The organism is Facivitalis istanbulensis (genome assembly GCF_040560405.1).
In the GTDB taxonomy this organism is placed as follows: Bacteria; Pseudomonadota; Alphaproteobacteria; order Sphingomonadales; family Sphingomonadaceae; genus Sphingomonas; species Sphingomonas istanbulensis.
The window spans coordinates 79,662-104,349 of record NZ_JAVSCQ010000006.1 but is presented as its reverse complement, the minus strand read 5'-3'; the positions used below and the strand labels follow the sequence as shown (position 1 = coordinate 104,349).

The window sequence follows — 24,688 nt, the reverse complement described above, 5'->3', positions numbered from 1 at the left end:
CCGTGCCGATATCGCCCGTTCTGGCTTAGCCCAGACGCCCCAGCGCCGCGTGCAACCGCGCGGCCTCGGCCATCTTGTCGGCGTGATCGGCACGCGCCTTTTCCACCGCTTCGGGTTTGGCGCGTTCGACGAAGCTGGCATTGCTCAACCGGCCGCCCAGCGCGTCGCGTTCCTTCTCCACCGCCGCGATCGCCTTGGTCAGGCGCTGACGCTCGGCATCGAGGTCGATCACGCCCTCCAGCGGCAGGACGAAGGTCGCCTCGTCCACCACTACCTGTGCGGCCCCGCCAGAAGCTTCCCCTTCGGCGGCTTCCACGCGCGCCAGCCGCCCCAGCGCCGAAGCCTGTCGCGCCAACCGCTCCTGCGTGTCGGCATGGGCATCGCGGACATGCATGGGCAGACGCGCGCCCGGTGGCACGTTGAGTTCGGTGCGCGCCGCCCGGATTTCGCTGACCAACCGGATCAGCCAGTCGATCTCGCGCTCCGCGTCCGGGTCCAGTGCCCGGGCGTCCGCCATCGGCCAATGGGCGACGATCAGGTCATGATCGCGCGCGCCCATCGCATGCCACAGTTCCTCGGTGATGAAGGGCATGAACGGGTGGAGCAGGACCAGGATCTGGTCGAGCACCCAGCCCGCCACGCTACGCGTTTCCTCGCCGCCCTCTTCACCCCCTTGCAGCACCGGCTTGATGAGTTCGAGATACCAGTCGCAGAAGCGGCTCCAGACGAACTGGTAGATCGCATTCGCCGCGCCGTCGAACCGGTAATCGGCCAGCGCCAGGTCGACCGCCTGCACGGTCTTCACCGTTTCGGCGATGATCCATTTGTTGACCGCCAGCGTCGCATTGGGCGCCTCCAGCGTCGTCGATGCGCCGATGCCATTGGCCTGCGCGAAGCGCGCCGCGTTCCACAGCTTGGTCGCGAAGTTGCGATAGCCCTCGACCCGGCGCTCATCCATCTTGATGTCGCGGCCCTGGCTCTCCATCGCCGCCATGAAGAAGCGCAGCGCGTCGGCGCCGTACTGGTCGATCAGCCCCAGCGGATCGACCGTGTTGCCCTTCGACTTCGACATTTTCGAGCCATCGGCGGCGCGGACAAGACCGTGGAGATACAGGGTCTTGAAGGGCACATCATCCATGAAGTGCAGCCCCTGCATCATCATCCGCGCGTCCCAGAAGAACAGGATGTCGAAACCGGAAATGAGCACGTCGTTCGGATAGCGCCCCGCCAGCGCCTTGTCGCCGTGATCGGGCCAGCCCAGCGTCGCGAACGGCCACAGCGCGGAGGAGAACCATGTATCCAGCACGTCCGGGTCGCGGGTCAGAACCACGCCCTCGCCCGCTTCCTGCTGCGCTTCCGCTTCGCTCTCCGCGACGAAGACGCGGCCATCCTCGGCGAACCAGGCCGGAATCTGATGCCCCCACCAGAGCTGGCGGCTGACGCACCAGGGCTGGATATTCTCCATCCAGTTGAAGAAGGTCTTTTCCCATGCCTGCGGCACGATCCTGATCGCGCCCGACCGGACCGCCTCGATCGCGGGCTTGGCAAGTGTCGACGCGTCGACATACCATTGGTCGGTCAGCCACGGCTCGATCACCACGCCAGACCGGTCGCCATAAGGGGTCTGGATCACGCGATCCTCGACCCGCTCCAGCACGCCCTGCTCATCCAGCATCGCGACGATGACCTTGCGCGCCTCGAACCGGTCGAGACCGATCAGCTCGGCGGGGATCAGGCCGTCCGCAGTCTGGCAAATCCGTGCCTGCGCATCAAGCATGTTGAGCATGTCGCGCGCCTCGATCCCGGCGCGGCGGCCGACCTCGAAATCGTTGAAGTCATGGCCCGGCGTGATCTTCACCGCGCCCGAGCCCAGTTCGGGGTCGGCATGATCGTCGGCGACGATCGGGATCAGGCGGCCGGTGATCGGCACACGAACCTGCTGGCCGATCAGCGCGACATAGCGCGCGTCCGCCGCATTCACCGCGACCGCCATGTCGGCCAGCATCGTCTCGGGCCGCGTCGTCGCGACCGAGATGCTGCCAGAGCCGTCCGCCAGCGGATAGGTCAGATGCCAGAACTTGCCCTGAACCTCGCGCGTCTCGACCTCCAGGTCGCTGATCGCGGTGCCGAGCCCGGCGTCCCAGTTGACCAGCCGCTTGTCACGATAGAGCAGCCCCTGGCGATACAGGTCGACAAAGACCTTCAGCACCGCCTTGCTGAAGCCGTCATCCATGGTGAAGCGCTCGTTCGCCCAATCCATCGAACAACCCAGCCGCCGCAACTGGCCGGTGATCTGGCCGCCGCTTTCCGCCTTCCAGGTCCAGACCTTTTCGAGGAACTGGTCGCGGGTGAAGTCGGTGCGCTTTTCGCCGCGCGCGTTCATCTGGCGCTCGACGACCATCTGGGTTGCGATACCGGCATGGTCGGTGCCAACGACCCACAACGCGTCCTTGCCCTTCAACCGGGCGTGACGGACCAGGATGTCCTGCAACGTGTTGTCCAGCGCATGGCCGATATGCAGGTTGCCGGTCACGTTGGGCGGCGGATTGACGATGGTCCAGGGTTCGGCATTCGGGCGGTCGGGGCGAAACAGGCCCTTTTCCTCCCAATGGCCATACCAGCGGGCTTCGATTGCGGCGGGGTCGAACGTCTTGGGCAGCTCAGTCATGATGCTGCCTTAATCAGGCAAAGCGCCGGACGCCAGATGCTCCGGTACGCTTCTCGCCCCCGAACGATCCGACACGACGCGAATCGGTTCGCCGAGCCACCCGGCGAGTCTGTCGCCCTGCCCCGTGACGCGGTGTGGCGGCCAGACCCGGCGGCATCGCCGGTTCCGCCGCTGGACCGATCAGCGTCCTTCGCGGGTGATCCGGGCGATTTCGCGCGCGACCATCGCCTCGACCATGGCGGGCAGATTGGCGTCGAGCCAGTCGCGCAGCATCGGCCGTAGCATGTCGCGGACCAGCCCCTCCAGCGTACCGTCGCTGCTGGGCTCGGGCTTGACCATCATACGGCTCAACGCCTCCAGGGAGTCCCGGCTGGCCTCGGCCGCCCGGGGAGATACGATCGCGTCCTCGGCATCCGTCTGCTCGACCGGGGCCGGAGCCGTGACGGGGGCCGTCGCACGAGCGGCCGGTTCGGGCGCCGGATCCGGGACAGGCGGTGCGACGGGCTCGGGGGACTGGGCCGCGGAATGGCCGCGCAGCGTCGATTCGACCGCGCGCTGTGCCGCCGCCTCGACCGCCATGCGCAGCGGCATCGGATCGCTCAGCTCCAGGATCTCCGGCGCTTCGGGTTCCACGACGGGCGACGGCACGGGGCGCGGCTGACGGCGCTGGCGCGTGGGCACCTCGCCCTCTTCGGCGATGATCCTTTTGATCGAGGAGAGGATTTCCTCCATCGACGGCTCGGCGCTGATTTCACCCATAACCGCAGTCCCCATTGAAGCCCCCCAATGGCCCCCATCGGCCTTATTGCCGGCTGGGCGCCTCCGCACCTGTCGTCAATGCGGGGCTTCTGTCAACAGGGGCGTTGACGTCGGCGTCGAGCGGGCGGGTGATCGCGGCGGTCTGCGCCGGGGTTCCGGCGGTGGTGCCGGCGACAGGCGCGGGCTCGCCATCACCGTCCCAGTCGTTCATGCGGTGGCGCACACGCTTGTAATTGGCGACCGGGTCATAGAGCGAACCGCCGTCGAGCCCTAGGTCCCGCGCCTCGGCATTGCCCATCGCGGCGATCAGAGCGAAGCCCGCAACATAAGCGTCACGCCGCGCCGTCACCAGCGTCACCTGGCTGTTCAGCAATTCCTGCTCGGCATTCAGAATGTCGAGGATGGTGCGCGTCCCGACGCTGTTTTCGGCGCGTACGCCTTCGAGCGACAGAGAGTTGGCGCGCACCGCCGATTCGGCCGACGCGATCACCTGCTGCGAGGATTGCCAGACGGCATAGGCGGAGCGGACCCGCGCCACCACCTGACGCTCGGTGCCGGTCGCATTCTCCAGCGCCTGGCTCCGCAACGCCTCCGCCTGGCGGACCTGCGCCGCCGGACGACCGCCCTGGAACAGAGGCATCGACAATTGCAGGCCCGCCGTGGCGTTGATGCCCGAGCTCGGCGCGGTGGGCACGCTCAGCGAGCCGAGATAATTGAAATAATTGCCGCTCGACACCGCCGACACGCGCGGCAGGCGGTTGGCGCGCGCGACGCTGATGTCATAGCGGGTCGCATCGGCCGCACGCCGCGCCGCGATCAACTGGGGATTCTGCTCCAGCGCGACTCCCACCGCCTCGTTGGGCGAGGCGGGCAGCATCGGCAATGCGGGTGGCTGCTCCAACCCGACCGGCGCGACACCGACCACCGCGACATAGTTTTCGCGGCTGGAGATCAGGTTCGCCTGCGCCGACTGAAGCTGCGCGCGCGCCTGGGCCAGTCGCGCCTCCGATTGCGCCACATCGGTGCGGGTCAGGTCGCCGACCTGGAACCGATCGCGCGAGGCCCGCAGGTTCGTCTCCAGCACGCCGACATTGCGGGTGTTGAGATTGACGATCGCCTCGTCGCGAATGACGTTCATATAGGCGGCGACGACGTTGGTGAACAGATCGGCCTCGACCCCGCGCAACTGCGCCCGGCCGGCATCCACCCGCGTCTCGGCGGCCCGCACCGCATTCTTGACCGCGCCGCCCTGATAGAGCGGGACCGACAATTGCAGCGCGCCGGTCGCCACCCGCTCCGGGTTCAGGAAATTGTTGTTCGCGACCACGACATTGTCGGTGAACTGCCCCGAGCTTTGCAGCGACGGCAGGCCGCCGGCGCGGGCGATCGGCACATTCTCGTCGGTGGCGCGCTGCGCCGCGCGCTGCCCGGTGATCGTCGGATTGCTCTGATAGGCCCGCACCATCGCCTCGCGCAGCGTTTCCGCCGAGGCCGCCCCGCCCAGCACCATCGCCGAGCCGATCAGGACGCCGGAAACCCGGCCGAAGGTCAAATGCGGGCGCTTCGACATCAGAACTGGAAAGCACGTGGGCGGGCAAAGCCCGGCAGGATGGCGCATTCGGCGTCGGCGAAAGCGCGCACGCCGTGACCGCCCTCGGTCCGGCGGCCGCTGGCGAGACGGGTCACTCCGTGATCGACCAGCCCGGTGACGATGCGGCCGCCGACGCGCACCTGCTCGATGAGCGCGGCGGGAATCTCTTCCACCGCGCCGTCGATGACCAGCACGTCATAGGGCGCACCAGCCACATGACCGGCGGACAGCGCGCCCTCGACCAGCACGATCTTGTTCTCGCCCGCCAGCGCAGTGCGGGCCGCGGCGAACAGTTCGGCATTCTCCTCGACCGCGACCACCTCGGCCACGATCCCGGCGAGCAGCGCGGCGGTATAGCCCGTACCCGCGCCGATCAGCAGGACACGGTCCCCCGCCTCCAGATACGCCTCGGTCAGCAGACGCCCTGTCGCCATCGGCAGGTTGACCGCACGCCCCTGCCCCAGGTCGATCGTCGCGTCGCGATAGGCGACGGCGCGTAGCGCCTCGGGCACGAACGCCTCACGCGGAACACGCGTCATCTGGACGACGACGCGCTGATCGTTGACGGCGGTGGTGCGCAACTGGCTCGCGACCATCGCGTGGCGCATCGCTTCGAAATTCAAGGGGTCGTTGCTGGTCGTCATCATGGCCCATCCCTCTCGCACAGCTGTTTTAGATGTGCAATACACTAAATTGGTTCCCGCCGCTTCTATCGCGCGGGCGTTCCATCGCCAAGCGGCAGCATCATAGCCACCCATCCCCCGGCGGAGGGAAAAGCACATTCCTGTGAGTCTCAATCAGCCCAATAACGAAAAACACGACCTCAATTTACAATTTACTGGCCATGCCTAATCGTCAAAAAGCAACGACAAAACCTATGGAATTACAGTTGACATGAAACAAGAAAGACGAGAATGTCTACAAGCATTTACTAACATGGAGATATTAAATGCGCCTTGTCAAAAAAATTTCATGCTTTGCCATATTGCCGCTTACAGCGACCGGCATATCTTCGACAGTCCATGCGGGCGAGTATGCCTGCAAAACGGATTACCGAAATAGTGGCCTTACCGCGGAACAGATTGCCGAACTTTGCCGTGAGGAGCAGCTTGGCAGCACCCCGCCCCCCCGCGGCGAGGATACCGGCGACGGAAACACATATCCGGGTAGAAACTGTGGCGTCGGCACCCGCATCGGAGATTGCTACATATGGAATCCTAAGTAACCTTCCGGCGTCCGCGTCACAATTCTGGCGCGGACGCAAAGCGATATGCACGGCGACGAATTGTGATCCTCAATGGCGGTGTCGACCATGAAGGCAGCAGCGTGCATTTTTTTGCCTCGTGACAACTCGCCTGTTGACGCCACGCAAAAAACCGCACACATGCCCGCCCCTCACCGCATCGAGGCGCGATGGCGGAGTGGTGACGCAGAGGACTGCAAATCCTTGCACCCGGGTTCGATTCCCGGTCGCGCCTCCAGGGTGTCCGGGACACCCTGTTCTTTCCCGAACGGCGAAAGCGATGGACCCGAAGCTGAGCTGCGGCCACTATGGTCGCAGGCCAGCAGGTTCGGGGGATGCGATGCGCGGGATGATGACGGGATTGATTCTGGCCGCGACGATGCTGGCCGCGACACCCGCCCGGGCCGGACAGCTCGCCGCTCCACTACCCAATGCCGCGCCCGCGCCGGTGGATTACGACATCGCCTTTCCCAATGCCCGGCATCACGAGGCGCAGGTCAGCGTCACCTATCGCGGCCTGCCCGCCGGCCCCGTCCGGTTCCAGATGGCCCGCTCCTCGCCCGGCCGCTACGCGCTTCATGAGTTCGCCAAGAATGTCTATGCGGTCTCGGCGGTCGACGGGGCAGGCCATCCGCTGACGCTGGGCCGGAGCGATCCCTATGGCTGGAGCGTGGCGCGCCATGACGGCACCGTTACCCTGCGCTACACGCTGTTCGGCGATCGCGGCGACGGCACCTATGTCCAGATCGACACCAGCCATGCGCGGCTGAACATCCCCGCGACCTTCCTCTGGGCGGTGGGGCAGGATGATCGGGCGATCCGCGTCCGTTTCCATCCCCTGCCCGGCTGGAGGATCGCGACGCAGCTCGCGCCGACCAGTGATCCCGAAATCTTCACCGCGCGCGACCTGCAATTTTTCATGGACAGCCCGGTCGAGCTGTCGGCGCATGACGTGCGCAGCTGGACCGTGCCGGGGCGGACCACGCCCTATACGATCCAACTCACCGTGCACCATGGCCGCAGCGCCGCCGACATGGACCGCTTCGCCGCCATGGCGCAAAAGGTCGTCGCACAGCAGATCGCGATCTTCGGCGAGGCCCCGCCCTTCGACCATGGCCGCTACACGTTTCTGGCGGACTATATGCCGCAGGTCAGCGGCGACGGCATGGAGCATCGCAACTCCACCGTCATCAGCACGCCGCGATCGCTCGCCGCCGCCAAATTCCAGCAGATCCAGACGCTGAGCCACGAATTCTTCCATAGCTGGAATGTCGAGCGCATCCGTCCCGCCGAGCTGGAGCCGTTCGATTTCACCCGCGCCAACCCCACGCCTTCGCTCTGGCTGGCCGAGGGCTTTACCCAATATTACGGACCGCTGGCGGTGTTGCGCGCCGGGGAGATGCCGCTCGACGCCTATGTCGAGCAATTGTCGACCACACTCAATGCCGTGCTCAATACTCCGGCCCGCGCCTATGGTTCGCCGCAGGAGATGAGCCTGCGCGCCCCCTTTGTCGACGCGGCGCAGTCGATCGATCCGACCAACCCCAATATCTTCATGTCCTATTATCCCTATGGCGCGATCATCGCCCTGGCGCTCGATCTGGAATTGCGGCGATCCTTCCCTGGGCGGACGCTCGACGATTACATGCGCGAGTTGTGGCGCAGCTTCGGCAGGACCGAACGCAGCTATCGCCCGGACGATCTGCGCGCCGCGCTCGCGCGCGTGACCGGCGACCAGGCCTTTGCCGATCGCTTTTTCGCGCGCAGCGTGGATGCCAGCGGCCTGCCCGATTTCGCGCCGTTGCTGGCGCAGGCGGGCCTGACGCTTCGCCCGGCGCACCCCAAGGCGGCCTGGGCGGGCGGCACGCCGATGAGCCCGAGCGGGAGTGAGACGGGCCTGACGCTGGGCGGCGCGACCGCCCCCGGCACCCCGCTCTATCGCGCCGGATTGGACAAGGGGGATCAGATCATCGCCGCCGACGACACGCCCCTGACCACGGTCGAGGCTTGGACGGCGCTGCTCGCCGGTCACCAGCCGGGCGACACCATCACCCTCACCGTTCGACAGCGCGGGATGGAGCGGCAGGCGACGCTGGCCCTTGTCGCCGATCCGGGCGTCGAGATCGTGCCCAATGAACGGGCCGGCCTGTCGGTGACGGCGGCGCAACAGCGCTTCCGTCGATCATGGCTCGGCCCCCGGCCCATTCCCGAACGCATCGCCGAACCCGTCGCCCCGCGCTGAACCGGAACGCCAATCCGCCCTACCGCGTTGACCCATCATGAGATTTGCGCGTCGGCCAGCGGATATCTCATCCCTTGCGGCCGGACAGGCACCGTGCGAGTGTCCGGCCAGGAGTCAGTTTGCGTGCATGATCTTGTCGTTCCAAGCCAACTGGCCGATTATCTGAACCAATCGCCGATCGCATTGGCGTTGGCGCATGCGAAAGATGACAATCCGCTGATCTTCGTCAATCACGGCTTTCGCGAACTGACCGGCTATAGCAGCGAGGACATGCTCGGCCTGAATTGCCGGATATTGCAACGCGACGCCGACAATGACGAAGCACGCCAGCGTATTCGCGAATTTCTGGCCAATGATCGCCAGTTGAATGTCCGTACGACGCTGATCAACTTCCGCAAGGACGGCCGCCCCTTCGTCAACCTGCTCTATATGTCGAAGCTGCGGCAGTTGAACGGGCAAATGCCCTATGTCTTCGCGTCGCAATTCGATGTCAGCCGATCGCAACCCGAACGACTGTCCGCCTATGATACCGAACTGGGACGGACGATCGGCCGGATCGGGCCAGTGCTGGCCGAGCGCGGCATGGTGCTGGAAGGATCGCTGACCGCGATCGCCAATACCGTCGCGACCATCGCACAGGCCAAGCTCACCCTATCCGACCTCGACCGCGCGGCGTTTCCGTGACCGCGTCCGGTCCGGCAACAGGAACGCCCTCATGACCGAACGCGACTCCGCCGCAGCGCCCGATGCCGTGCCGATCGTCGGCATCGGCGCGTCCGCCGGCGGGCTCGAGGCGCTGCGCGAGATGCTGACCCCGGCGCGGGCGCCAACGGGCATGGCGTTCGTGGTGGTCCAGCACCTCGATCCCAATCACGAAAGCATGCTGGCGCAACTGCTCGACCGGCACACCAATTTGGAAGTGCGCCAATGCGAGGGGTCGGAACAGATCCATGCCGACCATGTCTATATCATCCCGCCGGGCCGCGGTCTGGCCATTCGCGGCGGCGTGCTGGAACTGACCGATTTCGTCCAGCCGCGCGGGTTGCGGCGGCCGATCGACGATTTCTTCCTGTCGCTGGCCAATGATCAGCAGGGCAATGCCGCCTGCGTCATCCTGTCGGGCACCGGCGCGGACGGCACGACCGGCCTGCGCGCGATCAAGGAGAATGGCGGCGTCAGCGTGGTGCAGCGTCCCGAGAGCGCGCGCTATGACGGGATGCCGCTGTCGGCGGTCGGCACGGGGCTGGTCGATTTCGTCAAGCCCGCCGGAGAGATCGTCGCCTGTCTCCAGGCGTTTTTCGCACGGCGCACGGGCGAGCCCAAGCATGAGGAGGCCGAGGTCGTCGCCGACCATATCGACGATCTGTGCCGGGTGCTGCGCAATGCGGTCGGCCATGACTTTTCGGGATACAAGCGCACCACCCTGGTCCGCCGGGTCGAGCGACGCATGCATGTCCTGGGCATCGGCACGGGTTCGGCCTATCTGGCGCGGGTGAAGGGCGACGCGAATGAGTGCGAGGCGCTGTTCCGCGACCTGCTCATCAACGTCACCCGCTTCTTCCGCGACGCCGAATTGTTCGAAACGCTGCGGACGAAGGCGATCCTGCCGCTGATCCGTGATCGCGATCCGGACGAGGATATCCGCATCTGGGTGCCCGGCTGCTCCAGCGGCGAGGAGGCCTATAGCATCGCGATGCTGTTCGCCGACGCCGCGCGCGAGGCGGGCGAGCCGCTGGCCGTACAGGTCTTCGCCACCGATATCGACGAACAGATGCTGCAGATCGCGCGGGAGGGCAGCTATCCGGTCGCCGCGCTGGCCGATATCCCCGCGCCTCTGCGCGAGCGCTACACCATGCCGCATGCGGAACGGTTCAGCATCTCGAACGAGATCCGCGACATGATCCGCTTTTCCAACCATAGTCTGGTCAAGGATCCGCCCTTTTCGCGGATCGACCTCGTATCCTGCCGCAACCTGCTGATCTATTTCGACGATCGGTTGCAGCAATCGGTGCTGCCGCTCCTCCATTATGCGGTTCGCCCGGGGGGATTTCTGTTCCTCGGTCCATCGGAAAGCGTCGGTCGGTTCGACCACCTCTTTCCCGCGGTCGACAGTCAGGCACGATTGTTCGAGCGCTCGCCCGGCTCCCCCACCTACCCCATCGACCTGCCCGGTGGCCATGACAACCGGGGCGTGCGGCGGCGCGACGAACGAACCGGACGCGACAGCGGCGCACCGACCGGCGATGACAGCGCGGCGATGCGGCGGATCGTTGATCGCTATGCCCCGCCCAGCATGGTGCTGGACCAGGATGGCGGCATACTCGCTGCGTTCGGCAAGCTCAGCCGCTATTTCAACTTTCCCGTGACCCGCGCGGGCGGGTCGAGCGCGGTGACGCTGGCACGCAGCGGACTGCGCGAGGTGATCGGCCCGATGCTCCGCCAGGCACGCGACACGCGCAAGCGCGTTGTCGCGCGCGATGTCGCGGTGACCACCGAATATGGCATCCAGAAGGTCGAGGTCATCTGCGACCCGATGGCCGACCGATCGCTGCTGTTCCTGTTCCGCGACTCCGCGCCTTTTGCCCCGGTCGAATATAGCGACCTGGCCGATCTGGAGCCGGGCGACGATCATATCGAGGCGCTGGAGGACGAACTGCGCCTGACCCGCCACCGCCTGCGCTCGACCGTCGAGGAACTGGAGACGGCGAATGAGGAGCTGAAAAGCTCCAACGAAGAAATGATGTCGATGAACGAGGAGCTTCAATCGACCAACGAGGAGCTGTCGACCGTCAATGACGAGCTGAAGACCAAGGTCGACCAGTTGACCGTCGCCAATTCCGACCTGCGCAATTTCTTCGAATCGACCGACCTCGCGGTCGTCGTGCTGGACGACGACCTGCGGATACGCAGCTTTACCGAAGCGGCACGGTCGATCTTCCCGCTCCAGCCGGGCGATCGGGGGCGGCCGCTCACCGATGTTGCCACCCGGCTGGCGACGAACGAATATCTGGAAGGCGCGGCGGCCGTTGCGGCGGGCGGCCTGCCGCAACGGCACCGGGTGACGACGCGCGACGGCGAACGCACGCTCGCGCTGCGCATCCTGCCCTATCGCACCCAGGGCAATGGCGTGGACGGTGCGACCCTGGTCCTGACCGACATTACCGAGGCGCTCAGCATGGAGCGCGCCCTGGCCGCCGAGCGCGAGCGGCTGGACATCGCCGTCAAGGCGGGCGGCATCGGCGTCTGGGAGTATCGCGCCGCCACGAACGAAACGCTGCTCGACGATACCGGTCGCCGGCTCTTCGGCGTCGATGCGGACGAGGCGCATTCGGTCCGGCGGCTATTCGGCCGGATCGTCCCGGCCGACCGCCGCAGGGTTCGCCGGACGCTGGCCGACGCCATTGCCGCGCAAGGCGATTTCGAGATGACCTTCCGCGTGGCGGTTGAGGACAAGGAACGCTGGATCAAGGGCTTTGGCCGCGTCGTCACCGCCGCGCCGCCGCATCGCATGGTCGGCGTGTCGATCGACGTTACCGCGGAACATGCCATCGCCGAAACCCGCGAGCTGATGCTGCGCGAGATGAACCACCGGGTGAAGAACCTGTTCGCGATCATCTCGGGCATCGTCTCGGCGGCGGCACGGTCGCATGCGGATGTCCGCGAAATGGCGGAGGATGTCCGCGAGCGGATCGCGACGCTGGGCCGCGCGCATTCGCTGGCCTCGCCCGCGGGAGAACAACAGGCGATCGAGCTGGGCACGCTGGTCGAGGCGACGATCGCGCCCTATCTGGGGCAGGCGCGCACCAGGGTCGACGGTCCTCGCCTGCTGATCGACCGGCGTTTCCTGTCGCCGCTGGCCTTGATCCTGCACGAATGGGCGACCAACTCGGTCAAATATGGCGCGCTGTCGCATGGCGAAGGCGCGTTGGCCGTGGAATGGAGCGTCGAGGGCGACCGGATCCGCCTCTTATGGTCCGAAATCGGCGGCCAGCCCCCGGCGGACATACCATCCAAGGGCTTCGGCACCACTTTGGTACAGACGTCGTCACGACAATTGGATGCGCAGTTGGAACGGCAGTTCACGGATGAACGTTTCCTCCTGACCCTGATACTGCCGGACGCAATCCTATCTCATGACTAAAACGGTATTGCTTGTCGAAGACGAATTCTTCGTGGCCCTTGATCTGCAACATATGATCGAGGACGGCGGCTATAGCGTCGACGGCCCTTATGTCAGCGTCGCGGACGTGCTGGCGCATCTGGACGGCAACAGGCCGGATCTGGCCTGCGCCATTCTCGATGTGCGGTTGCGCGATGGAGAGGTGTTTCCGGTCGCCGAAATGCTGCGCGAGGCGGGCGTGCCACTGATCTTCCATTCCGGCCATGCCGATGAGATGACGTTGCAGGCCCGCTATCCGGGCGCTGCGGTATGCGGCAAGCCCTGCTCCCCATCCTTGTTGCGGCACACGCTGGCCAAGGCGGTCGTGGGAACGTGCGAAGAGGAACGTCGCGCGGTCTGACCTTGTGGCTGCGCGCAACCACCGGTTTCTGTCCTGCCGCCCCTCCCCCCCCACACACACCTGACCATCGAAGGACGCCGGAAACAATCGTCCCGACGCCAGTCCTATAGGGATAGGTTGGACGGCCCTGTTCCGGTCGCATCGTTCCGACGCGGCACGGCGACCGCATCGCAACCACCCTTCATCCAAACCGATCGGCGTGATGCCGTGCCCGTCGACATGTTCATTTGCGCCAACGGCGCATCATAGCGTGCGGGGCCTTTGCGTCGGACCCCAGGCGGACTATGCTGCACTGCATGAATTCCTGGGATGCGCATCGGCGCCAGGGCCATTTGGCCAGGCAGGGGCGCGGTATCGCGCGGTGGCTCGAGTTGCGCGCGATCGCCATGATGCCGGGGCAATTCGACGTGGAGGCGGGACTTCGTGGCGGCGTGATCGTCGCGGGGCCGCTGCTCGGGCTCCTGATCTCGCACGATCATCTCCTGGCCTGGGCAATCTTCGCCGCCTTCTGGACGTGCCTGGCGGACGGCGGTGGCCCGATCGGGCGGCGGCGCACGCTTCTCGCGGGATTCGCAGGGGGCGGCACCGCCATCGCCTTTCTCGGCACCTGGATCGCTGGTTGGGGACAGGGACCGGCGCTGACCATCGGTGCGGCGCTGGTCTTCGTGTCCGCCCTGATGCCGCTATGGTGGCGCGGAACCTCGGTCGTGGCGACGCTGATCGGCGTGGTCGCGGTGGTCGCAGCGGGCTATCCCATGGCCGCCGGGGATGCGGCGCGGCTGGCGCTATGCTTCCTGGCCGGCAGCAGCTGGGCCCTCCTGATCCTGACCTTGCTATGGCGCGGCGACGAAGCATCCCCTCCGCGCCGGGCGGTGGCGAGCGTGTTCGCCTGTCTCGCCGACATGGCCCGTGACCTGTCCGTGCACCGCCCCGCCACGATCGACCCGGCCCGTTACGGCCAACATCGCCGGGCGGTGCGCATCGCGATCGAGCGCGCGCGGACCCAGCTTGCCTCCACGGGGTCTGAGGATGCCCCCACGATCCTGTGGCTCGGCGCGATGCTAACCCGGGCGGACGACGCCTTTCACGCGATGTTGGCCCTCGATCACCTCCGGAGCCCGGGGGAAGCCGCGCATGACGCCGCCGGGCCGCTGGCCACGCGCCTGCACATGGTGGAGCGCCTGATCCGCTATCCGAAGCGGAGCCAGCCACCGGCGACGCCATTGCCGCTGAACGACACGCCCGTAAGTGCGGGCGCCATTCGCACCGCCTGGGCGGTGATCGACGATGCGCTGACCGGACCATTCGATGCGCCATCGGCTTCGCCCCCCGCGCCCGTCGCCATAAGCGGAAAGAGCGGCGCAGCGCCGTCCGTGCTCGGCCACGCCTTGCGCACCGCGATGGCGGTCCTGCTGGTGACGGTCGCGGCACGGCTGCTCCATCTGCAATATCCCTATTGGACCGCCATGGCCGTGGTCGTCGTGCTCAGCCCCGCACGGCGTCAGAGCGTCAGTCGCGGGATCGAACGGATCATCGGATCGGTGGTCGGTGGCGCACTGGCGGTCACGGTCCTGCACCTGACCGCCGCGACACCCGCCGTGGCGATCCTGGTGCTGTTCGCCACCATCGTCACGCTCGCCCTGCGCCCGGTCAATTATACCTTATTCGTCAGCGTGCTGACGCTGTTGTTCGTGCTGGTCATGCATCTGCTTCACCCGGTCGATGGCATCGTGACCGCGCGGATGGTCGACAATGTGCTGGGCAGCATCGTCGCGATCGGGGCGACGCTGCTGCTGATGCGCGGCGATGCGGTTTCGACCGGAGCGCTGGTGGACGCGGCGGTGGACGCGAACCGTGCCTATCTGACCGCCATCGCCTCCGGCGACCCCGCAGCGGTGGCCACCGCGCGCCGTGCCGCCGGGCTGGCGAGTTGCGAGGCGGAGATCGCGGTTCATGCGCCCGACCGGCTGTTCGGGGCGACCGCCAGCGCGGCCGAACGTGAAGCGCTGTCCACCGCCCGACGGCTGGCGGGTGAAGCGGCGGTCGCGTGGCACGACCGGAATCCGACGACCCGAACAAGCCGCCCCGAAGCTTAGCGCCTTGCGATGACTGGTAAGGCCGCATATGCACCGAGCATGGCCGAAAAGAGCGAAAACAGCCGTCTTTACGAGCGGGTCGCGCGCGCGATCAGTGCGAGCATCATTTCAGGCGAATATGCGGTGGGGCAACGCCTGCCATCCGAACGCGACCTGGCACTGGCGCATTCGGTGTCGCGCCCGACCGTGCGCGAGGCGATCATCGCGCTGGAACTCGACGGGCTGGTCGAAGTGCGGATGGGCTCGGGCGTCTATGTCATCGCCGCCACCCCCAATGACGGGCGCGCGGGCGAAACCGATATCGGCCCGTTCGAACTGCTGGAGGCGCGCCGCGCGATCGAAGGCGAGATTTGCGCGCTTGCCGCGGCGCGGATCGAGGACGAGACGCTGGTCGAGCTTCGGGAACTGGTCGAAACGATGCGCGGCACCGATGTCGATCGCGCGGAAGAGGCCGATCGCCGTTTCCACGAGACCATCGCCCGCGCCACGCAGAACAGCGCGATGGTCGCCAGCGTCGAGATGCTGTGGAACGCCCGCGCGCGTTCGCCGCAATATCGGCTGCTCAGCGACAAGGCGCATGGCGCGGGAATCGTCCCTCGGCAGGAAGATCATATGGTGATCTATGAGGCGCTGGCCACGCGCGATCCCGATGCCGCCCGCGCCGCGATGCGCCAGCATCTGAGCAATGTGATGGAAGCGATCCTCGCCGCCACCGAAGTCCATGAAATGGAACAAGCCCGCGCCCGTATCGCTGCGCACCGTCAACGCTACGCGGTGTAGGGCTGACGGCAACACCGGATCGGAGCAGGCAACCAAATGCCCCACAAGGCGTCCGGCCTTCCGATCCGGCCTGATCGTCCTTTCTGTCCTATGATTGCATAGCGGCATCCTCTGCGACAGTCACCGCACCCGCCACGTGAAGATGGCGCATCCGCGCGACCAGCACCGCCGCGCCGATCAGGTCGAACACGGCCAGCGCGGCGAATAGCGGGCCATAGCCGGTGTGATCGGCCAATTGCCCGATCAGCAGCGAAAAGAGCAGGCCGCCGACCCATCCAGCCTGGCCGACAAAGCCATTGGCGGTACCGACCTCCTCCGCTGTAAAAACATCGGCCGACAAGGTATTGATAAGCACGGAAAGCATCTGGTGGGCGAAACCCCCGACGCAGAACAGGGCGATCGCGGTATAGGGGTCGGCCGCCAGCCCGATACAGCCCGGCGCGATCATCAGCACCGCCGCCATGCAGACCCCCACGACCCGCGACCCGATCAACCCGGTCCCGAATCGCCGCATCACCCAGGGCGAGATATAGCCGCCGCACACGCTGCCCAGATCCGCCGCCAGAAAGGGCAGCCAGGCGAACAGCGCGATCTGCTTGAGGTCCATGCCACGCTCGCTCGCCAGATAGAGCGGGATCCAGAAGCTGAAGGTCTGCCATGCCGGTTCGGCCAGGAAACGCGGAATCGCGATGGTCCAGAATTTGGCGGTGGACAGGATCGCGCGCGGGCTGCTCCGCTTGCCGGTGGGCGGCGGACGATCGGCCATGATCGCGCGATATTCGTCGTCCTCCAGCCCGGGATGATCGGCCGGAGACCGGTAGAAGACGTACCAGGCCACCGCCCAGGCGATGCCGACACAGCCCGTGACGACAAAGGCCCAGCGCCAATCGGCATAGAGCGAGATCGTCACCACCACCGGCGGGGCAAGCAACGCGCCCAGCGAGGTGCCCGCGTTGAACCATCCCACCGCCACCGATCGTTCGCGCGGGGGAAACCATTCGGCAATCGCCTTCACCCCGGACGGCAAGGCCGACGCCTCCGCCATGCCGAGCAGTCCGCGAAACAGCGCCATTGCCAGCCATCCCGCCGCCAGCGCGTGCAGCATGTTGGCGACCGACCAGGCCACGCCGAACACCGCGAACCCGACGCGCAGGCCGAAACGATCGATGATCGCCCCTGCGACCGGCTGCATCACGGTATAGGCGAGCTGGAACGCACCGACGACATAGCTATATTGCTGCGTCGTCATGTGCAGCGTGGTCTTTAGTTCGGGGGCGAGCACGCCCAGCGAATTGCGCGCGAGATAATTGGTGATCGTCCCGCCACACACCAACGCGACGATCCACCAGCGAAGGTGTCGTACCTTCTTCATTGCCTTCCCCGCCCTCTCTCCACGCTCGCCTTCCGGGGCGAATAATGGAATGCTAGGAAGGTAAAGCCAACAAGTCCATAGTGGTAAGGCCAGATTTACAAACTAATGGCCGACCGTGCCATCGCCTGTCCTGGACCTTGTGGTCCGCAGCAGGCCAGACCCTCACGACCGCCCCGGACGGCACCCCCGCCCAGTCACCCGCGACAGCCCGCAAATTCGGGAAACGCCGCCCCCGGCTCTCTTCGATGACCATGGCCCGCACCGACGCGACAAATGCCGGGACTAAACATCTAGAAGGGCAAGGCTTCGTCGCGCGGGGGAATCGCGCCGGGGCGCATCACCGTCCATCCGGCGAGCCTATGTCCCCGGATCGCGGCCTCGGCGGGCGCAAAGCCCTGCATCCGCGCGGCCAGATAGCCCGCATTGAACGCATCCCCCGCTCCGCTGGTATCGCGTGGTGCCAGGAACTGGGGCGGCGGCACCAGCCCGACCTGCGTCAACAGGCACCCCTCGCCCCCCAGCTTCACGACCAGTTCGGTCGCCCCCAGTCCCCGCCAGCGCGCCTGCACCGCCTCGGCCGAGGTCACCCCCTCCAGCATCATCTCGTCTTCCAGCGTCGGCAGGCCGATATCGCAGACGGCGATACCGCGTCGGCAAAGGTCCTGCGCCTCGTCCCGATCGGCGAACAGCCGGGGCCGATAATTGCCGTCGAACGCCACCCGGCCACCCCCGGCGCGCACCCGCGCCGCCAGGTCGAACAGCCTTTCGCGCCCCTCCTCTTCCAGGATCGCCAGCGTGATCAGCGAGAAAAGCAGCAGGTCGGCATCGGCCGCCGCCGCGACCACCGCGCCACTGCCGGGCAACGACAGCGTCCGCCGCGCCGCACTCTGCCCGCGCCAATAGGCGAAGCTGCGTTCGCCCACCGCGTCGGTCGTGATCGCGTACAGGCCCGGCATCCGGCTGGCATCCGTCTGGATCAGCGCGGTGTCGATCCCCTCCTTCGCCCAGTCGGTTCGCAAGGTCGTGCTGAACGGATCGTCGCCCAGCGCGGTGAGGTAGCGGACATCGCATCCCATCCGCGCCATGTGGATCGCGGTGTTCAGCGTATCGCCGCCATGGCCCAGCCGCCAGCCATCGCCTTCGCCCCGCGACAACTCGATCATTCCTTCTCCGACGACGACGACGCCCATGCGTTTCCTCTCCGTTCCATCCATCGCCTGTGTGGCAAGACCAGATTATTGAACTGGTCAATCCGAAATGCCAATGCTAACGCCAGTCGATCCGGCATTGGCCTCTATCGAATGAGAGTTGGCGACGTGTTCATGATCCAGACGATGCGATGGTTCGGCCCTGCCGATCCCGTATCCTTGTTCCATATTCGCCAGGCAGGCGCCACGGAAGTGGTAACCGCGCTGCATGACATTCCCAATGGACAGGTCTGGCCACGCGCCGCCATCGCCGAACGCCGGCGGATGATCGAGGCGGCGGGGCTGAGCTGGAGCGTCGTCGAAAGCCTGCCCGTCCACGACACGATCAAGCGCGGCGACCTGAACCCCGCACTGATCCAGGCCTATGGCGACAGCCTGCGCCATCTGGCGGCGGAGGGGGTGCGCACCGTCACCTATAATTTCATGCCGCTGCTCGACTGGACACGAACCGATCTCGACTGGCCGCTGCCCGATGGCGCAACCGCGCTGCGTTTCGAATGGGCGGCGGTCGCGGCCTATGACCTTCATATCCTGCGCCGCCCCGGGGCGGAGGCCGATTATTCCCCGGCGGTCCGTCACGCCGCCGCCGAGCGCTTCGCCGCCATGACCGCGCAGGAGCGTCACCGGCTGGAACGCACCATCATCGCCGGCTTGCCGGGCAGCGAAGAAAGCTTCGATTCCGCCGCCTTTCTCCGTGCCATCCAGAGCTATGCCGGGGTCGATGCCGACCAGTTGCGCGCCAACCATGTAGCCTTCCTGAACGCCGTGTGCCCGATCGCGGAGGAGGTGGGCATCACGCTTGTCGTCCATCCCGACGATCCGCCCTTTCCCCTGTTCGGCCTGCCGCGCGTGGTCAGCACGGCGGACGATCTCGACCGCCTCTACGCCGCGGTGCCGTCGCCCGCCAACGGACTATGCTTCTGCACCGGCTCGTTCGGCGTGCGCGCCGACAACGATCTGCCCGCGATGATCCGGCGCTTTGGCGAGCGGATCGATTTTCTCCACCTCCGGTCCGTCGCATGGGAGGCGGAGGAACGCTGCTTTCACGAGGCCGCGCATCTGGGCGGCGATGCCCGCATGATCGAGGTGGTGCAGGCCGTGGTCGAGCTTTCGCGGGTCCAGCGGCGCGCCATTCCCATGCGGCCCGATCATGGCCACCGGATGATGGACGACCTCCACCGCGAGGCCAATCCGGGCTATTCACTGCTCGGCCGGATGCGCGGACTGGCGGAGTTGCGCGGGCTGGAACAGGGGATCGCCCATATGCTGGACCTGTCGCCAGAGCGTGCCGTCACGCAGGCCCCGCATGCCGCCGCGCAGGAGCCGGTCGCGTGACCCGGCGCCTGGCGCTTCATCCCGATCGACTGTTTTCCGCCGATCCGACGACACGCGCGATCGCGCGCACCCTCTATGCCGAGGTTGCCGATCTGCCGATCGTCAGTCCGCACGGCCATACCGATCCACGCTGGTTCGCGACCGATGCCCCATGGTCGAACGCCACCGAATTGCTGCTCGCGCCCGATCACTATATCTTCCGGATGCTCTACAGCCAGGGCGTGCCGCTGGACGATCTGGCGATCCCCCGCCGCTCGGGTCATCCCACGACCGATCCGCGGGCGGCCTGGGCATTGTTCGCGGCACATTATCATCTGTTTCGCGGCACGCCGTCGCGGCTGTGGCTCGACCATGTCTTTGCCGAGATATTCGGGATCGACGTCGCGCTGGAGGCCGCCACCGCCGACCATTATTTCGACGCGATCGGCGAGAGGCTGGCAACCGAGGCCTTTCATCCGCGTTCGCTGTTCGAGCGGTTCCGTATCGACTGCCTCGCCACCACCGAAGGCGCGGACGATGCGCTGCTCCATCACCAGGCGATCCGCGCCTCGGGCTGGCAGGGACGCGTCATCACCACCTATCGCCCTGACAGCGTGATCGATGTCGAGCATGAACAATTTGCGGCCGCGATGGAGCGCTTCGCCGCGCTGACCGGCGAGGATGTCCATGGCTGGCAGGGCTATCTGGCCGCGCATCGAAAGCGTCGGGCCGCCTTTCGCGCAATGGGCGCGACCGCGACCGATCACGGCCATCCCAGCGCCGCCACCGCCAATCTGTCGGCGGTCGAATGCGAAGCATTGTTCGCGCGGATCGTCGGCGGCAACTGGACTCCAGCCGACGCCGAACTGTTCCGCGCGCAGATGCTGACCGAGATGGCGAAGATGAGCGTCGCGGACGGCATGGTGATGCAGATCCACCCCGGCTCCTATCGCAACCACAATGCCGGGCTGTTCACCAGCCATGGCCGCGACAAGGGCGCCGACCTGCCGATGCGGACCGATTATGTCCATGCGCTCAAGCCCATGCTGGACGTCGTCGGCAACGAACGCGACCTGACCATCATCCTCTTCACGCTGGACGAAAGCGCCTATGCGCGTGAACTGGCCCCGCTGGCGGGCCATTATCCCTGCCTGAAGCTGGGCCCCGCCTGGTGGTTCCATGACAGTCCTGAGGGGATGCGCCGCTTCCGCGAGATGACGACCGAGACGGCGGGTTTCTACAACACGGTCGGCTTCAACGACGACACGCGCGCCTTTCTGTCGATCCCGGCGCGGCACGATGTCGCGCGACGGGTCGATTGCGACTTCCTCGCCCGGCTGGTCGCCGAGCACCGGCTGGAGGAGGATGAGGCGGTCGAACTGGCGCATCAATTGACCAGCGGCCTCGTTCGCAGAGCCTATCGCCTGTGAGCACCGCTCGCCTGAACGCCGGCAGCGTCACCGCGCTGCCCGACGATGTGGCCCGGCCCGGCTATGACCGGGAAGGACAGCGGATCGGCATCGTCCATCTGGGGCTCGGCGCGTTTCACCGGGCCCATCAGGCCGTCTATACCGACGACGCGATGGCGGCCGGCGACCGGAACTGGGCGATCGCGGCAGCCTCGCTGCGATCGGCGGGGATGTGCGCGGCGCTGGCCCCGCAGGACGGGCTCTATACCGTCACCGAACGCTCCGGCGACGGCGATAGGATCCGGCTGATCGGCGCGATCCGCGACGTCACGGTCGCGGCGCGGGGCCCCGAGCGGTTGGCCGCCCTGCTCGCCGCCCCCGACACCCGGCTGGTCACGCTGACCGTGACCGAGAAGGGCTATTGGCGACGCCCCGATGGGAAAACCGACCTGGCGGGACTTCTGGCGAACGGGAACAGCATCTATCATCATCTCGGCCAGGCCGTCGCGGCGCGACAGGCGGCGGGCCTCGACCCGCTGACCCTGGTGAGTTGCGACAACCTGCCCGACAATGGCCGGGTCCTGCGCGACGGGCTCGCCGCGTTTCTCGACCATCATGGCATGACGCGGGCACGGGACTGGTTCGAGCGCGACTGGCGCTGCCCCAACACCATGGTCGACCGGATCGTCCCCGCCGTGACCGACGCCGATCGCGAGCGTATCGAAGCCCTTCTCGGCCAGCGCGACGACGGCGCGGTCCTCACCGAACCCTATCGCCAATGGGTAATCGAGGAGGATTTCGCGGGCGAACGGCCGCGTTGGGAGATGGGAGGGGCGCGGCTGGTCCCGGATGTCCGGCCCTATGAGACGGCAAAACTGCGGATGCTCAACGGCGCGCACTCGGCGCTCGCCTATCTGGGACTGGAGCAGGGCCATGGCTTTGTGCATCAGGCCGTCGCCGATCCGGTCATTCGCCCGGTCGTGGAGCGACTGATGCGGCAGGAGGCGGCGAGCAGCTTCACTCCGGCCCCCGGCCAGGATCTGGACCGCTATGCCGATGCGTTGCTGGCGCGCTTCGCCAATCCGGCGCTGGCCCATCGGCTGGCCCAGATCGCGAGCGACGGGTCGCAGAAGGTGGGACCGCGCTGGCTCGCGTCGCTGGCCGAGCATGGGCACCGGGGCGAGACGGCACCCGCGACCCTGACCGCGCTGGCGGCATGGCTGCGTTTCAGCCGCACGGGCCATGCCCTGTCGCCCGATCCGCTGTCCGGGGAACTGGCCGGCCTCTGGGCCCGATTAGGCTCAGACGGCATCGTGGACGGGCTGTTCGGCGACGGTGGGCTGCTGGCCGATCAGTGGCGACCAACGGATGCGCAAAAGGCACTGCTGCAAACGCTTTGCGAAGGATGAACGCCAAGCCATCCGGCGGAGTGAAAGGGCGGCTCCGTCGCCGGGCTTCAATCCCCCGCCGCTCCAACGACCATCAGCGGAACGGCGCAGCAGCCCGCCAAGGCCTCGCGCCGACGCTGCTCAGCCCTTCGTCACGCCGCTCCAATCCAGCATCCCGGCCGTGATCCAGCCATAGCGGTAATTGGCGTAGAACAGAACGAACATCACGGTCGCGACGATCGTGGTCCGCAACAGGAAACGGCCGGGCCGAAAGACGTGCGGTGCGCTTTCGGCCGTGCCGGGAATGGGTGCCTCCCCCACCTCTTCGCTGGTCCGAACGCCGAAGGGCAGGACCAGGAAGACGGCGAGGAACCAGAACAGGACGTAGATCGCAAGCGCCGACGTCCAGTGCATGGGATCAGGCCTCGATCAACAGGACGTCGACGATCGGCTTCTTGCCGGTCCAGCGGGTCGCGACGCGCCGCACCGAAAGCCGTACATCCTCGCGCAGCTTGTCGACCGGCCGCCGTGCGCCGTCGACCGCCTTGGCCGCCGCCTCGATCGCCTCGGCGATGAACGCGTCACGCTCATCCTCCACCGGCACGCCCTGGACGCGGATCTGGGGCCGGCCGACCAGACGGCCCTTGGCCACCGCGACGCCGACCGAGATCTGCCCGTTGATCGCCATCTTGCGCCGCTCGTTCATGGTCGAGCCGTCCGACGGCAGGATCACGTCGCCATCGAGCACCAGCCGGCCGACCGGCGCAGTCCCGATCTTGGTAGCATTGCCCGGCAGCAGGCGGACGATATCGCCGTCCGACTGAACGAACGTGTTGCGCACGCCCTGGGTCTGGGCGAAGCGCGCATGTTCCATCATGTGCCGCATCTCGCCATGCACCGGCACCAGCAGCTTGGGGCGCAGCCACTTGTACATCTGCGCCAGTTCGGGCTGACCGGGATGGCCCGACACATGGACATGCGCCTGCCGCTCGGTGACCATGCGGATGCCCCTGCCCGCCAGGATGTTCTGGATGCGGCCGACGGCGGTTTCGTTGCCCGGGATCTGGCGCGCGGAGAAGATCACCGTATCGCCGGTATCGAGCCGGATCGTATGGCTACCCTCGGCGATGCGCGACAGGGCCGCGCGCGGCTCGCCCTGCCCACCGGTCGCCACGATCAGCACCCGGTCCTTGGGCAACCGCATCGCGGTTTCGGGATCGACCGTCTCCGGGAAGCCCTTGAAATACCCACAGGCGCGGCCGACCTTCAGGATCCGGTCGAGCGAGCGGCCGGTGACACACAGCTTGCGCCCGGTTTCCTTGGCCACCTCGCCCAGCGTCACCAGGCGCGCGGCGTTGGACGCAAAGGTGGTGACGACCACCCGCCCCTTGGCGCGTGCGATCGTCTCGGCCAGTCCCGGACGGACGCTGGCTTCCGATCCAGAAGCCTCGGTGTTGAAGGCGTTGGTCGAGTCGCAGATCAGGACATCGACACCGCGATCGCCGATCGCCGCCAGCTGCGCCGGGCTGGCAGGCTTGCCGATCACCGGCGTGGGATCGAGCTTCCAGTCGCCGGTGTGGAAGACGGTGCCCTGCGCGGTTTCGATCAGCAGCGCATTGGCCTCGGGGATCGAGTGCGACAGCGGCACGAAGGTGAAGTCGAACGGACCGACCTCAAAGGTCTTGCCCTGTTCGATCACGCGCAGCTTGACGCGGTTGGCGCTGCCTTCTTCCTCCAGCTTGCCGCGCACCAGCCCGGCGGTGAAGGCGGTGGCATAGATCGGCACGCCCAGATCCTCGGCCAGATAGGGCAAGGCACCGATATGGTCCTCATGACCATGGGTCAGCACGATACCGACCAGATCGTCCAGCCGATCCTCGATAAAGGACAGGTCGGGCAGGATCACGTCGATGCCGGGATAGGCCGGATCGGCGAAGGTGATGCCGCAATCGACCATCACCCATTTGCCTTCGGTGCCGTACAAATTCACGTTCATGCCGATTTCGCCCGATCCACCGAGCGCGCAGAACAGCAATTCTTTCTTGGGAGTCATTCACTTCCTGACAATGGACGCCCGTGGCCCGCTGAAAGCGGGCAA

17 protein-coding genes and 1 tRNA gene are annotated in these 24,688 nt (G+C 66.5%); 10 read left to right on the top strand and 8 right to left on the bottom strand.

What is annotated here, in order from left to right:
• Positions 1-25: 25 nt before the first annotated feature.
• From RN629_RS06130 to RN629_RS06115, 4 genes are all read right to left on the bottom strand, one after another.
• On the bottom strand, positions 26-2,668 hold the full coding sequence (locus RN629_RS06130) for a valine--tRNA ligase (protein WP_407034387.1): 2,643 nt from the start codon (positions 2,666-2,668) through the stop codon (positions 26-28).
• Between the two features lie 180 nt (positions 2,669-2,848).
• Positions 2,849-3,427: a DUF2497 domain-containing protein gene (locus tag RN629_RS06125; protein ID WP_407034386.1), complete on the bottom strand. Its 579-nt coding sequence runs from the start codon at positions 3,425-3,427 to the stop codon at positions 2,849-2,851.
• A 43-nt stretch (positions 3,428-3,470) separates the two neighbouring features.
• Entirely contained in the window at positions 3,471-4,997 is a 1,527-nt protein-coding gene (locus RN629_RS06120) for a TolC family outer membrane protein (RefSeq protein ID WP_407034385.1), read from the bottom strand.
• Complete coding sequence (locus tag RN629_RS06115; RefSeq protein ID WP_407034384.1) at positions 4,997-5,665, bottom strand: protein-L-isoaspartate O-methyltransferase family protein; 669 nt, start codon at positions 5,663-5,665, stop codon at positions 4,997-4,999. The genes RN629_RS06120 and RN629_RS06115 overlap by 1 nt, the downstream gene beginning before the upstream one ends.
• A 760-nt stretch (positions 5,666-6,425) precedes the next feature.
• Between RN629_RS06115 and RN629_RS06110 the strand changes: the two genes are divergently transcribed.
• The 7 genes from RN629_RS06110 (at position 6,426) to RN629_RS06080 (ending at position 15,899) form a co-directional block, all read left to right on the top strand.
• Positions 6,426-6,499, top strand: a tRNA-Cys gene (locus RN629_RS06110).
• A gap of 114 nt (positions 6,500-6,613) precedes the next feature.
• Positions 6,614-8,503 (top strand): M61 family metallopeptidase, encoded by a 1,890-nt coding sequence (locus RN629_RS06105; protein WP_407034383.1) that lies wholly within the window; start codon positions 6,614-6,616, stop codon positions 8,501-8,503.
• Between the two features lie 123 nt (positions 8,504-8,626).
• Complete coding sequence (locus tag RN629_RS06100) at positions 8,627-9,187, top strand: PAS domain-containing protein (RefSeq protein ID WP_407034382.1); 561 nt, start codon at positions 8,627-8,629, stop codon at positions 9,185-9,187.
• A gap of 31 nt (positions 9,188-9,218) precedes the next feature.
• Positions 9,219-12,644 carry a chemotaxis protein CheB gene (locus RN629_RS06095; RefSeq protein WP_407034381.1) on the top strand — a complete coding sequence of 1,142 codons (3,426 nt, stop codon included), beginning with the start codon at positions 9,219-9,221 and terminating at the stop codon, positions 12,642-12,644.
• A 31-nt stretch (positions 12,645-12,675) separates the two neighbouring features.
• Positions 12,676-13,023, top strand: coding sequence for a response regulator (locus RN629_RS06090; protein WP_407034380.1), 348 nt, complete (start codon positions 12,676-12,678; stop codon positions 13,021-13,023).
• A 296-nt stretch (positions 13,024-13,319) separates the two neighbouring features.
• Entirely contained in the window at positions 13,320-15,119 is a 1,800-nt protein-coding gene (locus RN629_RS06085) for an FUSC family protein (RefSeq protein ID WP_407034379.1), read from the top strand.
• 39 nt (positions 15,120-15,158) lie between these two features.
• Complete coding sequence (locus tag RN629_RS06080; RefSeq protein ID WP_407034378.1) at positions 15,159-15,899, top strand: FadR/GntR family transcriptional regulator; 741 nt, start codon at positions 15,159-15,161, stop codon at positions 15,897-15,899.
• Positions 15,900-15,987: 88 nt separating this feature from the next.
• On the opposite strand, the gene RN629_RS06075 is transcribed toward RN629_RS06080, so the two are convergent.
• The gene (locus RN629_RS06075) at positions 15,988-17,271 is read right to left on the bottom strand and encodes an MFS transporter (protein WP_407034377.1); all 1,284 of its coding nucleotides are present in this window, start codon (positions 17,269-17,271) and stop codon (positions 15,988-15,990) included.
• Positions 17,272-17,561: 290 nt separating this feature from the next.
• Positions 17,562-18,461 (bottom strand): sugar kinase, encoded by a 900-nt coding sequence (locus tag RN629_RS06070; protein WP_407034376.1) that lies wholly within the window; start codon positions 18,459-18,461, stop codon positions 17,562-17,564.
• A 132-nt stretch (positions 18,462-18,593) separates the two neighbouring features.
• On the opposite strand from RN629_RS06070, the gene uxuA reads away from it, so the two are divergent.
• The 3 genes from uxuA to RN629_RS06055 are packed head-to-tail and all read left to right on the top strand — an operon-like array spanning position 18,594 to position 22,611.
• Positions 18,594-19,814, top strand: coding sequence for a mannonate dehydratase (uxuA, locus tag RN629_RS06065; protein WP_407034375.1), 1,221 nt, complete (start codon positions 18,594-18,596; stop codon positions 19,812-19,814).
• Positions 19,811-21,223, top strand: coding sequence for a glucuronate isomerase (gene uxaC / locus RN629_RS06060; protein ID WP_407034374.1), 1,413 nt, complete (start codon positions 19,811-19,813; stop codon positions 21,221-21,223). Before uxuA ends, uxaC begins: the two co-directional genes overlap by 4 nt.
• Complete coding sequence (locus RN629_RS06055) at positions 21,220-22,611, top strand: mannitol dehydrogenase family protein (RefSeq protein WP_407034373.1); 1,392 nt, start codon at positions 21,220-21,222, stop codon at positions 22,609-22,611. Before uxaC ends, RN629_RS06055 begins: the two co-directional genes overlap by 4 nt.
• A 120-nt stretch (positions 22,612-22,731) precedes the next feature.
• Here RN629_RS06055 and RN629_RS06050 read toward each other — a convergent pair whose 3' ends face one another.
• Both RN629_RS06050 and RN629_RS06045 read right to left on the bottom strand, forming a co-directional pair.
• A complete protein-coding gene (locus tag RN629_RS06050) occupies positions 22,732-23,004 on the bottom strand; it encodes a DUF1467 family protein (protein ID WP_407034372.1) in 273 nt (90 codons plus the stop codon).
• Positions 23,005-23,008: 4 nt separating this feature from the next.
• On the bottom strand, positions 23,009-24,643 hold the full coding sequence (locus RN629_RS06045) for a ribonuclease J (RefSeq protein ID WP_407034371.1): 1,635 nt from the start codon (positions 24,641-24,643) through the stop codon (positions 23,009-23,011).
• Between the last annotated feature and the right edge of the window lie 45 nt (positions 24,644-24,688).

Excerpts from the sequence above, each read along its gene's own strand:
- RN629_RS06115 (WP_407034384.1), bottom strand. The coding sequence starts at position 5,665 with ATGATGACGACCAGCAACGACCCCTTGAATTTCGAAGCGATGCGCCAC.
- RN629_RS06130 (WP_407034387.1), bottom strand. The coding sequence starts at position 2,668 with ATGACTGAGCTGCCCAAGACGTTCGACCCCGCCGCAATCGAAGCCCGC.
- RN629_RS06125 (WP_407034386.1), bottom strand. The coding sequence starts at position 3,427 with ATGGGTGAAATCAGCGCCGAGCCGTCGATGGAGGAAATCCTCTCCTCG.
- RN629_RS06105 (WP_407034383.1), top strand. The coding sequence starts at position 6,614 with ATGACGGGATTGATTCTGGCCGCGACGATGCTGGCCGCGACACCCGCC.
- RN629_RS06050 (WP_407034372.1), bottom strand. The coding sequence starts at position 23,004 with ATGCACTGGACGTCGGCGCTTGCGATCTACGTCCTGTTCTGGTTCCTC.
- RN629_RS06120 (WP_407034385.1), bottom strand. The coding sequence starts at position 4,997 with ATGTCGAAGCGCCCGCATTTGACCTTCGGCCGGGTTTCCGGCGTCCTG.
- uxuA (WP_407034375.1), top strand. The coding sequence starts at position 18,594 with ATGATCCAGACGATGCGATGGTTCGGCCCTGCCGATCCCGTATCCTTG.
- RN629_RS06085 (WP_407034379.1), top strand. The coding sequence starts at position 13,320 with ATGAATTCCTGGGATGCGCATCGGCGCCAGGGCCATTTGGCCAGGCAG.
- RN629_RS06070 (WP_407034376.1), bottom strand. The coding sequence starts at position 18,461 with ATGGGCGTCGTCGTCGTCGGAGAAGGAATGATCGAGTTGTCGCGGGGC.
- RN629_RS06045 (WP_407034371.1), bottom strand. The coding sequence starts at position 24,643 with ATGACTCCCAAGAAAGAATTGCTGTTCTGCGCGCTCGGTGGATCGGGC.
- RN629_RS06075 (WP_407034377.1), bottom strand. The coding sequence starts at position 17,271 with ATGAAGAAGGTACGACACCTTCGCTGGTGGATCGTCGCGTTGGTGTGT.
- RN629_RS06080 (WP_407034378.1), top strand. The coding sequence starts at position 15,159 with ATGGCCGAAAAGAGCGAAAACAGCCGTCTTTACGAGCGGGTCGCGCGC.
- RN629_RS06095 (WP_407034381.1), top strand. The coding sequence starts at position 9,219 with ATGACCGAACGCGACTCCGCCGCAGCGCCCGATGCCGTGCCGATCGTC.